1 protein-coding gene is annotated in these 13,838 nt (G+C 49.0%); it reads left to right on the forward strand.

Going from position 1 to position 13,838, the window contains the following annotated elements:
- Window positions 1-13,795: SDR family NAD(P)-dependent oxidoreductase (locus tag LCF57_RS18130; protein WP_413232203.1), on the forward strand; the 13,795-nt coding region annotated here is incomplete at its 5' end.
- Window positions 13,796-13,838: the final 43 nt, after the last annotated feature.

The raw sequence follows: 13,838 nt of genomic DNA on the forward strand, positions 1-13,838 counted from the left end.
GCTGTCCCGGGCGATAGCCGATAAGGACCCCATCCATGCGGTGATTAGGGGGACGAGCATCAACCACGGAGGCAAGACCAACGGCTACACCGTGCCAAGCCCGACAGCTCAAGGGGAGCTGATCCGGTCGGCACTGGAGCGAGCGGGGGTACATGCCCGGACGATCAGCTATATCGAAGCCCACGGGACCGGAACGGAGCTGGGGGATCCGATTGAAGTGACCGGTCTGACCCAGGCTTTCAGGAAGGATACGGAGGACAATGGATTCTGCTCCATCGGCTCTGTAAAGTCCAACATCGGACATCTGGAGGCGGCGGCGGGTATCGCAGGGGTTGGAAAAATTGTCCTACAGATGAAAAACCGGACGTTGGTCCCCAGCTTGCACGCCAAAGAATTAAATCCGAACATTCCTTTCGGGCAGACGCCATTCGCAGTCCAGCAGGAGCTGGAGGAATGGAAGCGACCGGTGGTTGAGATTGATGGAGAGACGCGGGAATATCCGAGGATTGCCGGAATCTCATCGTTTGGGGCGGGAGGCTCCAATGCACATGTCATCATCGAAGAGTACATTCCAGAAGAGTACATTCCAGAAGAGTACACTCCGGAAGAGAAGGCACAAATAAGTATTACGGCCCAAACCCCTGCCATTATCGTATTGTCGGCCAAAAATGAAGAACGGCTGAAAAAGCAGGGAGAGCGATTGCTAGCCGTTATCCGGGAAGGACAGCTAACGGAAAGCAGTTTGGCCGATGTGGCCTACACGCTCCAGGTGGGACGCGAGGCCATGGAAGAACGGCTTGCCGTGATTGCCGGGTCTATGCAGGAGCTGGTGGAAAAGCTGGAGGGATTCCTGGAAGGACGGGACGGTATCTCCGAGTTGTACCGAGGCCAGGTCAAACGGAATAAAGAGGCGCTGACGGCACTGATAGAAGATGAAGACATGAAAAAAACGATCGCTGCCTGGATCGGGAAAAGGAAATATTCGAAGGTTGTCGATCTGTGGGTCAAGGGACTGGCTATGGACTGGAACATGCTGTATGGGGATGCCAAGCCGCGGAGAATCAGCCTGCCCGCCTATCCTTTTGTGAGGGAGCGGTATTGGATCACGGATATCATGACTCCATCTGTAGACAGAGGCTCTAAGGAATCTCAGGAAAAAGCAGTTCGGGTTCAGTCTTATGCGCGACAGCCTGAAGCCATAATAGCATCCGGTGTTTCGAACAGTTCTGAAAAACCAAGCGGGATTTCTTTATGGAATTTGTCGGACAGTCAGCCACAGCACAGCAAGTCTGCCAACCAGGAGGGGGCAACGATCATATTAACTTCTCCGGGGGGAGCATTGCACGTGTCAGAGAATAAGGAGAAGGCGGTAGCACTGGCGCCTATTTCTTCTGCAATTTCGTCGGAAATATTGCAGGAGGAGCTGACAACAAGTCTGGCGCAAGCTTTATATATAGATCGGAGCGATATCGATTCGGATAAAAACTTTGTCGATCTTGGATTGGATTCTATTATAGGCGTAGAGTGGATTCGAAACATTAATAAGCATTACCACACATCTATAACGGCGACAAAAGTCTACGATTATCCAACTATCCGGGATTTCAGCAAATTTTTAGAGAAGGAATTGGGCGATCGTTTGGACGAATTAATCGTGCCATCTTCTGCTGTGTCTATTCCTGATCATTCTCCAGCGGAGTTTACACTGCCATCCGTTGCATTGGAGCCTGATAAACGGGCAGAGGCTTCAACGCAGATAAATTTGATGCCGATATCGATTGAAAAGCAGGCGCAATCCAGCACGGTTCAGGGTAGCGTCTCTGCGGAGCTATTGCGGGAAGAATTGACATCAAGCTTGGCTGAAGCTTTGTATATGGAGCAGAGCGAGATTGAGGCGGATAAAAACTTTATAGATGTCGGGCTGGATTCCATTATAGGCGTAGAGTGGGTTCGAAACATTAATAAACGATACGGCACATCCATTGTAGCGACCAAGGTCTACGACTATCCGACCCTTCTCCAATTTGCTGAATTTTTGGCACAAGAAATCAATATGCATGGGACAAGCTTCATTCAACAGCCCTTAAATACAGTCCCTGACATGGACCAATCTATAGCAGAAGTCCATTTGCCGGGATCAGACACGATGCAATGCTCTCCAGCGCAGTCGCCTAAGGAGGTTTTCGGACGATTACGCCGGGTAAAGGCAGAAGTGGATTCATCGCCTACGACTTCGGAAAATAGAGACGCAATTGCAATTGTCGGGATTTCGGGAAGATATCCTGGTGCGGAAGATGTACAGCAATATTGGGAGAATCTCGCTCAAGGCAAAAATTCCATTGTTGAAATCCCGAAGGATCGTTGGGATGTAAACCAGTATTATGATCCTAGTCCTGGGCAAGAGGGGAAAATAAATTGCAAGTGGCTGGGTGCTCTAGAGGATATGGAATATTTTGATCCGTTATTTTTTAATATTTCTCCTACCGAGGCGGAAGGGATGGACCCGCAGCAACGCATTTTTATACAGGAAGCCTATAAGGCATTTGAGGATGCAGGCTATAGCGGCTCGCAGTTAGGAAATAAAAAATGCGGGGTTTACCTTGGAATTTTAAATAATGAATATAGTATGCTGCGGTACAAGCATGAAGCGCATTTCACCAATACTACCGGGAACAGCAATGCTATTGCAGCGGCTCGTATCTCCTATTTCCTTAATCTGAAGGGCCCAGCCATATCTGTGGATACGGCATGCTCCTCATCGCTAGTGGCAACTCACCTTGCTTGTCAGGCTTTATCTAACGGAGAGATTGAAATGGCGTTGGTTGGCGGGGTGTCGTTATATCTGACTCCTGAATCCTATATAGGCATGTCTGCATCCGGAATGTTATCGCCAGATGGCCAGTGTAAAACGTTTGACAATAGCGCCAACGGCTTTGTTCCGGGAGAGGGAGTAGGCGGGCTGGTTCTGAAGCGGCTGAAGGATGCTGAAGCTGACCGGGATCATATATATGGAGTTATTATCGGGTCTGGGATCAATCAGGATGGAAAAACCAACGGGATTACCGCTCCAAGCACTAATAGCCAAATTGAGCTGGAGCGAGAAATATACACTAAATATCAGATTGAACCCGAGAGCATTAGCTATGTTGAAATGCATGGAACAGGCACCAAACTGGGCGATCCAATTGAATTGGAAGCTTTATCAACAGCTTTTAAAGAAAGAACGGATCAGAAGAACTACTGTGCCATAGGTTCGGTAAAAAGCAATATTGGACATACTTCGGCAGCGGCAGGCGTAGCAAGCGTGCAAAAAGTGTTGCTATGCATGAAGCATAGGAAACTGGCACCGACACTGAATTTCAAGCACCAGAATGAGCATTTTGATTTTGATAATTCTCCTTTTTATGTCAATACAGAGTTGAACGACTGGGAACCTTACCGCGGGAACAAAAGGCGTGCTGCTGTAAGCTCTTTCGGATTTAGTGGTACGAACGCCCATCTTGTGATTGAAGAGTATCGTCCTGGGATTGAAACGTCCGAAACAGCTGCCGATGTCGATAATCCCATTCTCTTCGTATTATCTGCCAAAGGTGAGAAGCAGCTCATAACCTATGCCGAAAGAATGAGAAGCTTTATAGCATCCCAGCAGAATCTTAGCCTGGCGGATATGGGGTATACGCTGCAGGTGAGTCGTGAGCCAATGGACTACCGTCTGGCTTTTGTGGCAGATTCAAAAGAGGGGTTGTTAAAAGCACTGGAAGAGTTTGTCCAGCATAATCTGTCTGCTGGAGTATTCACGGCTCAGGTGAAAAAGAGTAAAGACGGAATCGTGATTTTTGAGGCGGATGAAGATGCCAAATCTTTGCTTGAAACTTGGATTAAGAAGAGAAAATTGAAAAAAATAGCGGAGTTATGGGTAAAGGGACTAACCATTGACTGGAATAAACTGTATGGAGACATCAAGCCTTGCCGGATTAGTCTACCGACCTATCCTTTTGCAAAAGAACGCTGCTGGGCACCTGAGATTGAGGGCAAGGCGGGTAAAGGCATGACTTCTGTCACTGCTGCTTCGCTACATCCTTTGCTGCATCAAAACACCTCCGATTTCTCGGAACAGCGATTCAGCTCGACGTTTACAGGTCAGGAGTTTTTCTTGAAGGATCATGTGGTGAATGGGCGCAAGGTTCTGTCTGGAGCAGCTTGCCTTGAAATGGCCCGCGCGGCAGTGGAGCAGACATTAGGAGCTGGTGAGGGCGAACGGGTCGGGCTTTGCCTTAAAAACGTGGTTTGGGCACGGCCTGTTGCTGTAGAGGATGGTCCAGTACAGCTGCATATCGGGCTTTTCCAGGAGGATCAGCAAGAGATCGCCTATGAAATTTATGGGAATAGCGAAGAAACCGATACAGGGATGGTGATATATAGCTACGGCAGTGCTGTACGAAGATCGGCCGTGGACGTCCCTGCATTAAATATTAAGGACTTGCAGGATGCATGCAGCCGGAGCTACTATCCGGCACAATTGTATAGAATTTTTAGGGATATGGGAATTGATTATGGCCCCGGACACCAGGGGATTGAGATGGTGTATGCGGGAGAAGGACAAGTGTTGGCAAAGGTATCCTTGCCACCCTCACTTACTGATAACCAAAGCAAATTTGTTCTGCATCCAAGCATGATAGATTCGGCCTTGCAGGCATCTATAGGTTTGACGCTGGATTCTGGCGAGATCAAACCTTCTTTGCCTTATGCCATTCAAGAGGTTGAAATTATAAAAAAATGCAGTTCCATCATGTGGGCGCTGATTCGGTACAATGCGGACAGTAAAGCAGGAGATAAGGCACAGAAACTAGATATTGACCTGAGCGACGAAAGCGGAGCCATCTGTGTCAGGATGAAGGGATATTCATCAAGAATTCTGAGTACTGAATCGATTTCCTCGAATGCTCAGTCAGATTCAGGCGCTTTAATGCTTAAGCCCGTGTGGAAAGAGCAAGAAATTGCCATAGAAACCGAAATGCCTGTATATGATCGCCATATCGTGATACTCTGCCAGCCATCCGGGATTTCCCGTGAACAAATTGAAGCTAGGATAGACGGCGTGCAATGCAAGATATTGCAACCTGATCGGGACGGAATCGGAGAACAGTTTCAGCGTTACGCCGTTCAGGTGTTCGAGGAGATGCAAAGGATTGTTAGGGAAAAACCCAATGGCAGGGTCCTGATTCAGCTTGCCATTAACGGGCAGGGAGAGCAGCAGCTTTTCTCGGGACTCTCTGGTCTTTTAAAAACGTCCCGGCTTGAGCATCCCAAATTGACAGGGCAGTTGATAGAGCTTGGGCAGGATGAGGACTGGGAAGCAATCATAGACATCTTAAAAGAAAATAGCCGCAGCCCTGGGGATATCCAGATCCGGTACGAGAAAGGCAAGCGATGGGTTTCCTGCTGGAACGAAGCTCAAATCTCTCAGGAAGCAGCGTGCATCCCGTGGAAGGACGGCGGAGTGTACCTGATTACAGGTGGTGCCGGTGGTCTGGGGCTCATTTTTGCCAAAGAGATTTCGAATAAAGTCCGTAAAGCGGTCTTGATTTTAACGGGACGTTCCGTGCTGGATGAAGGCAAACGGGCTGAGATAAAGAAATTGGAGGCATCAGGGGCACGAATAATATACAGACAGGTCGATGTGGCTCGGGAGCAGGCGGTGACCGAGTTAATCCAGGCAATTCAAGAGGAATTCGGAAGCATCAATGGCATCATTCACAGTGCAGGAGTCATTCGTGACAACCGCATACTCAAAAAAAATAATGAGGAAATGCTGGAAGTTCTCGCTCCCAAAGTTTTAGGGATAGTGAATCTGGATCAGGCAAGCAAGAACCTGCCTCTTGACTTCTTCATTCTATTTTCGTCGATAGCCGGAGGACTGGGCAATCAAGGGCAGGCGGACTATTCTGCCGCCAATGCGTTTATGGATGCTTACGCTGGATATCGGAACGCTCTGATCGCATCAAAGCAGCGCCAGGGTCACACGCTGTCCATCAATTGGCCACTATGGAAAGAGGGTGGGATGCACATTGATGAGGACACGGAGAAGCTGGTAAGGCAGCATACGGGTATGAACAGCATGTCAACTTCTTCCGGTATTCAAGCCTTGTATCGTGGTATGAACGCAGGCGCTGATCAGGTTATGGTGATTGTAGGCAATCTTGAAAAAATAAAAAAAACAGTAGGTTTAATAACGGCTCCAGAGACCAGACAGCCTGAAAAGACTACGGGAGTGTCAGCAACTTCCCCTGATAGGAATGTCGCACCGGACCTGTTGGATAAGGTGCAGGCCGCCATGATTCAGGCCGTGTCGAAATTGCTGAAAGTCAAACTTGAAGATATTGATGCACATGTAGAATTGAGTGAGTATGGCTTCGATTCCATCTTGCTCACGCAATTTGCCAACAACATCAATCACTTGTACCGGCTTGAGCTGACGCCTGCCATATTCTTTGAATATACGACGATTCATGACTTCACCAGGTATTTAATGGACGAATATGATACCGTGTTGGGCGAGCAATTTGCCGTGCATGCCCGGACGGAGCCTGCTGTGCAGGCCATAGAGGATGATAGAGAAGACTACACCCGCGGTAGACGGCAGCAGTCCCGATTTGCAAGCAGGAATGTGTTGTCCGTGCCGCAACAGACGCAGGCTGTTCCCGACGAACCTATTGCAATTGTAGGAATGAGCGGCGTATTCCCCATGGCCCGGGATGTGGATGAGTTCTGGAAAAATCTTGAGGCAGGCAGGGACTGTATCTCTGAAATACCTGAAGATCGCTGGGATTGGAAGGCGTATTACGGTGACCCTGCGCATGAGGAAAATAAAACAAACATCAAGTGGGGCGGGTTTATTGACGGGATATATGAGTTTGACCCTCTATTCTTTGGAATTTCACCGAGGGAAGCCGCGCTCATGGATCCGCAACAGCGCCTGTTGATGACCTATATCTGGAAGGCGATCGAAGATGCTGGCATTCAGGCAGGAAGTCTGTCAGGAACCCGGACAGGAATCTTTGCAGGTACCGCGAACAGCGGCTACAGCGGAATGATTTATCAGGGAAACGTAGGTGTCGAGGCATATTCCTCCAGTGGTATGGCACCGTCGGTGGGTCCGAATCGTATGAGCTATTTCCTCAATATTCATGGTCCAAGCGAGCCTGTCGAAACGGCTTGCTCCAGTTCGCTGGTGGCCATTCACCGGGCCGTTAGGGCCATAGAGGATGGAAGCTGCGAGATGGCGATTGCGGGTGGTGTCAATGTGATTATCACACCTGAGCTTCATATCAGCTTCAATAAAGCAGGCATGCTGTGTGAGGACGGTCGGTGCAAAACCTTCTCTAACAAAGCCAATGGTTATGTGCGTGGTGAAGGGGCAGGCATGCTTTTCCTGAAAAAGCTGAAGGATGCGGAGAAGGCTGGAGACCATATTTATGGCGTAATCCGGGGAACTGCCATCAATCACGGAGGCCGGGCCAATTCCCTGACAGCGCCCAATCCGAAGGCTCAGGCGGATGTGTTGGTACATGCATATACAAAAGCAGGCATCGACCCAAGAACGGTTTCTTACATTGAGGCCCACGGGACAGGCACCGAGCTGGGCGATCCGATTGAAATCAACGGGCTGAAAGCAGCCTTCAAGGAACTTTATGAGAATACAAAGGGACCCGGGATCAAGAAAACCCATTGTGGATTGGGTTCGGTGAAGACCAACATCGGACATCTGGAACTGGCTTCCGGAATCGCGGGTGTCATAAAAGTGCTGCTTCAGTTAAAGCATAAAAAGCTTGTCAAAAGTCTTCACTGCGATGCCATTAATTCCTATATAAAACTCGATGACAGTCCGTTCTATATCGTCCAGGAGGCGCGTGAGTGGGAGCCGCAGCGGAATGACCAAGGGGTAGATATTCCTCGGAGAGCGGGTGTCAGCTCATTTGGTTTCGGGGGTGTCAATGCCCACTTAATAATCGAAGAATATATTCCAGGAAATCAGGAGAAAAATTCTGTTGCCTTTACCGCCCAAAAACCGGCTATTGTGGTGCTGTCAGCCAAGAGTGAAAGACAGCTGCATGAACAGGCCCAGCAATTGCTGGCTGCAATCAGGGAGCGTCAGTTCACAGACAGCAGTCTGGGGGATATAGCGTATACCCTTCAGGTGGGGCGCGAAGCGATGGAAGAACGTTTAGCCGTCATTGCAGGCTCTCTCCGGGAGCTTGAGGAGAAATTGAAGGGATTTGTGGAAGGTCGGGATGGTATCCATGGCGTATATGTGGGGCAGGCAAAATTCTATAGAGAAGAAAATAGAGCACGGGAAGATGGAGAGGGTACGGCCAAGACGATTGATGCCTTGGTCAGCGAAAGCAGCTATGCCAAAATCGCAGACCTTTGGGTAAAAGGGTTGACTGTTGACTGGAACGTGCTGTACGAAAAGGATAAACCGAACCGTATTAGCCTGCCTACCTATTCTTTTGCCAGAGAACGATACTGTATAGCTGATATCCATAACCGGACGGGAGTAAGCAGTGTTGTGCTGGAACGGGAGGCGGAAGCCAACATTCACCCTTTACTACAGCGAAATACGTCCGATATTTATGGACTGCAGTTCAGCTCTACTTTTACGGGAGAAGAATTTTTCCTGTCTGACCATGTGATAAGGGGACAGAAGCTTTTGCCTGGGGTGGCCTACCTTGAAATGGCGCGGGCGGCAGTCGAACAGGTCGCAGGATCTCCGGAAGATAGTTGGACATGTGTCCGGCTAAAAGATGTGCTTTGGATCCAGCCTGTTGTGGTTGGGGAGCAGTCAGTTGGTGTAAATATCGGGCTCTATCCGCAAGATGGTGGGGACATCGCCTATGAAATCTACAGAAAATCTGGAGCAACGGACACGGGGCTGGTGGTGCATAGTGAAGGCAGCGCAGCGATTGTTCCGGTAGCAGAGATTCCTGCCATAGATATTAGAGCCTTGCTGGAACAGTGCAGTCTAGGCTCCCTTTCATCCCGTCAGTGCTATGAGACGTTTGCGGCGATGCAGGTTACCTATGGGCCTGGACACCAGGGGATTGAGAAGATATATATCGGGGCGGGTCAAGCGCTTGCCAAGTTGTCCTTGCCTTCTTCCGTTTACCATACTAAAGAATGGTTTGTGATGCATCCCTGTTTGCTGGATTCCGCTCTGCAGGCGACGATAGGCTTGATTATGGGCGCAGACGGCGCCATCCTGTCTGACGGCAAAGCCTCCATCAAGCCGGCTTTACCGTTTGCATTGGAAGAGCTTGAGGTGTTTAACGGCTGCACATCAGAGATGTGGGCCTGGATCCGTTACAGTGAAGGTAGCCGGCAGGATGGCCCACTGCAAAAGCTAGATATTGATTTGTGTGACGAGCAGGGAAATGTTTGTGTAAGGATGATGGGCTTCTCATCACGAATTGCTGAAGGAGGAACAGGTGGATCAGATGAATGGACTGTTCCTGAGACTTTGATGCTTGAGCCTGTATGGGAAGACCAAGCGCTTGCTCTGGAAGGAATAACGAATGACTATCAACAGCATCTGGTAATTCTATGCGAACCGGGATATATTTCCGGGGAAATTATTGAATCGCAGATGAATGGAGTGCGTTGTCTTATCCTGCAATCCGAAGAGAAAAGCATTGATGCACGATTTAGGACTTATGCAGCCCAGGTGTTTGAGGAAATTCAACATATTCTTAGAACCCAATCCAGAGGCAAGACATTGATTCAGCTTGTAGTTCCGGTACAGGATCACCAGCAGGTATTCTCGGGACTTTATGGACTCTTAAAAACAGCGGAGCTGGAGAATCCCGTAGTGGTTGGCCAACTGATAGAAATAGATGTGGAGAAAGATGCTGCAGGTATGATAAATATCCTGCAAGAAAACAGTCGCAGCTCCCAGGATACACGTGTCCGCTATCAATCGGGCAGACGGTATGTTGCCGCATGGAATGAAATTAAAGCCTCCGGGGAATCAATCAGCATTCCGTGGAAGGACAGAGGGGTATATTTGATTACCGGTGGAACCGGGAGTCTCGGTTTGATTTTTGCCGAAGAAATTACACGACAGGCCAAGGATGTTGCTCTAATTCTCGTTGGACGCTCCCCGCTCCGTGGTGACACAAAAGCAAGGATTGAGGAGATAGAAACTTTAGGTGCGAGAATAGTATTCCGGCAAGCCGATGTCGCCGATAAAAAGGCGGTTGAAGATTTGATCCGGGATATTCAGGCTGAGTTTGGGAAGCTGGACGGAGTTGTTCACAGCGCAGGAGTAGCTAGCGATAATTTCATTATTAAAAAAACAGAGGAGGAGTTGCAGAAAGTTTTGGCGCCAAAGGTTACGGGATTGGTGAATCTGGATCAGGCCTGCAAGGATTTCCCGCTGGACTTCTTCATCCTTTTTTCATCCGTTGCCGGGAGCCTTGGGAATATAGGGCAGGCTGACTATGCTGCTGCCAATGCCTTTATGGACGCCTATGCAAGGTATCGCAGTGCGATGGTGGAGCAAAAGCAACGCCAGGGGCGAACGATTTCAGTCAATTGGCCGCTCTGGAAAGAAGGCGGAATGCGTATTGATAGGGAATCAGAAAAGATCATGGAGGGGATGGGGATGTTTGCTATGGAGACCGGCGCAGGAATTCGGGCTTTGTATCGGAGCCTAGCTTCCAAAAAGAATCAAGTCATGGTATTGGAAGGGCATGCCAATCAGCTCAGAGAAACGCTCCTGCAGCAGCCATCCTTGAATGCGGCTGAGGATGCCTCCTCTATGATAACGGAAAGTAGCATGAGTTCGGTCATCGGCCAAGACCTGCTTGCCGAAAAAGCGGCAAATTATTTAAAGCAATTGCTCGCTGCATCTATCAGACTGCCGGCAAGGCAGATTGAATCCGATGCTCCCATGGAGAAGTATGGAATTGATTCCATTATGATTAAACAGCTAACCCGTGAGTTGGAGAAAACGTTCGGAACACTGCCCAAAACTTTATTTTTTGAATACCAGAATATCCGGGAATTGACCCAATATTTCCTTGAAGTTCACCAGAATAAGCTGATTAAATTGCTTGGAATAGAGAAAGCGGTCAACTCCGTTGAAGAATTCAAGTCTTCCACTGCGGAGAATGGTCCGAAAAGACCGCTTTCCGGCAGTAGAAGGCAATCACGTGTAATGCCGGTTCAGGCAAAATTCCAACCGCAACCGGAGAGAGCAAGTGGATCAGAAGAAATTGCCATTATCGGCTTGTCGGGCATGTATCCCAACGCGGATAATATTCGGGAATTCTGGAGCAATCTTCGCGATGGGAAGGACTGCATTACAGAAATACCCAAAGATCGCTGGGATCACAGCATGCACTTTGACGAGGACAGGAACAAGTCTGGAAAAACTTACAGCAAGTGGGGAGGTTTTATCAACGGTGTGGATCAGTTTGACCCGCTGTTTTTTAATATCTCTCCTAGAGAAGCAGAAATCATTGATCCTCAGGAGCGTCTATTCCTGAAATGCGTCTATGAAACGATAGAGGATGCAGGCTATACACGGGAAGCTCTTGAACTGGAGCGGGGTCTTGGGCTGGAAAGGAATGTGGGCGTTTTTGTCGGGGTCATGTATGAAGAATACCAGCTTTATGGTGCGCAGGAGCAAGCCAGAGGCAGAATGATCGCCGTCCCTGGCAATCCGGCTTCCATTGCCAACCGTGTATCCTATTTCTGTAACTTCCACGGGCCGAGCATGGCTGTGGATACGATGTGCTCCTCCTCATTGACGACCATTCATCTGGCCTGCCAAAGCTTGCAGCAAGGTGAGTGCGAGCTTGCTGTTGCTGGCGGCGTCAATGTGTCCATTCATCCGAACAAATACCTGATGCTGGGGCAAGGAAGGTTTGTATCGAGCAAGGGACGGTGCGAAAGCTTCGGACAAGGCGGAGACGGGTATGTGCCGGGAGAAGGCGTAGGGGCCGTGCTGCTCAAACCGCTGGCCAAAGCTATTGCAGACGGCGACCATATTTATGGGGTCATAAAAGGAACCGCAGTGAATCATGGAGGGAAGACAAACGGGTTCTCCGTTCCGAATCCCAATGCGCAGGCCAGTGTAATTGGAAGGGTCTTTAAGAAAACAGGAATTAACCCCAGAACCATCAGTTACATCGAAGCGCACGGCACAGGGACATCTTTAGGTGACCCTATTGAAATCGCCGGATTGCAAAAAGTTTTCCGGGAATATACGGAGGACAGGCAGTTCTGCGCAATCGGATCGGCAAAATCAAATATAGGGCATTGTGAGAGTGCGGCAGGGATTGCCGGAGTTACAAAGGTGCTCCTTCAGCTTAAATACAGGCAAATCGCGCCTTCGCTGCATTCAAGCACATTAAACCCGAACATCAATTTTAGCAATAGTCCTTTTATTGTTCAGCAGGAGCTGGCAGAGTGGAAAAGACCTGTCGTCACGATGAACGGAGAGTCGGTTGAATACCCAAGATTAGCAGGTATCTCCTCTTTTGGAGCCGGCGGTTCCAACGCACATGTGCTTATTGAGGAATATATCCCTGAGGAGCAGGAGACTGGACGATCTGCGATTACACTGCAAAATCCGGCAATGGTTGTGCTGTCAGCCAAGAATACAGAGCGATTGAACGAGCAGGTGCAAAGACTGCTTTCAGCGCTTAAAGAGCCGGAATACTCGGAAACCAGCCTGGAGGATATAGCATTTACTCTTCAGGTGGGACGCGAAGCCATGGAAGAGCGGTTAGTAGTAATAGCTAGGTCTACCAGGGAGCTTGAAGGAAAGCTGGAGAGCTTTTTAGCAGGGAATGAGGATATCGACGAGCTATATTCAGGTCAGGCAAAGAAGAATAAAGACATCCTGGCTGTTCTTGAAACAGACGAAGACATGGAAAAAATGGTGGATGTCTGGATAAGCAAGGGTAAGTATACAAAGCTGGCGGAGCTTTGGGTTAAGGGTCTGCACTTCGACTGGAACAGGCTGTATGGGAATGCCAGACCGCGTCGGATTAGTTTGCCAACCTATCCATTTGCCAGAGAGAGCTATTGGATCTCTACTTACGGAAGCAAATCCCTAGACGTCGAGGCGGAGCCCCCTGTGGTCGATGTCCCGGTGCAAGATCCAGTTCCCATCCCTCCCGCAATCAATGCAAATGTGCAGAAACAGACTTTGGCGGAAGTACCTGAAAAACCGCAGGGTATTTTGTTGCGTTCAGTTTCTAACATCCAGATGGAAGCCGGTAAACTGGAAAAATCAGTTGAGCAAGCGGAATCCAAGCCTGCTCCATCGCAACCTGAGGCCATGCTTTCCTCACTGCAGCTGCAGCCTACAGCTAAGGATGAGGCGAAGCGGTCGGCATATACGCCGAAGGCTGTCCGGGTAGAAACGTTGGAGAGGGAACTGATAGAAAGTCTTGCGAAATCCTTGAGTATGAATGAAAAGGATGTGGGTCGGGACGATAAATTTATCGATATGGGACTTGATTCTATTATAGGCGTAGAGTGGGTCCAGGCAGTGAATAAACGGTTTGGAACAGCTATTTCAGCAACCAGAGTGTACGACTATCCTAACATTAAAGAATTCTCCAAATTCCTGGCGAAGGAATTGAGCAAAACGACGGGAGATACAAATCAAGCGTCTGTAGAGCCAAATCCTAAGCAGCCCATGCAAGCATTGATACAGAAGGTACTGCAGGGAGAGTTGGATTTTGAACAGGCCGATCGGTTATTCAACCAGTTACACACGTAGATAGCCAATACGATATTCGTCCTATTTCATACAGCTAGGAGGA

Source organism: Paenibacillus sp. BJ-4 (assembly GCF_020404765.1).
Taxonomy (GTDB): domain Bacteria; phylum Bacillota; class Bacilli; order Paenibacillales; family Paenibacillaceae; genus Paenibacillus.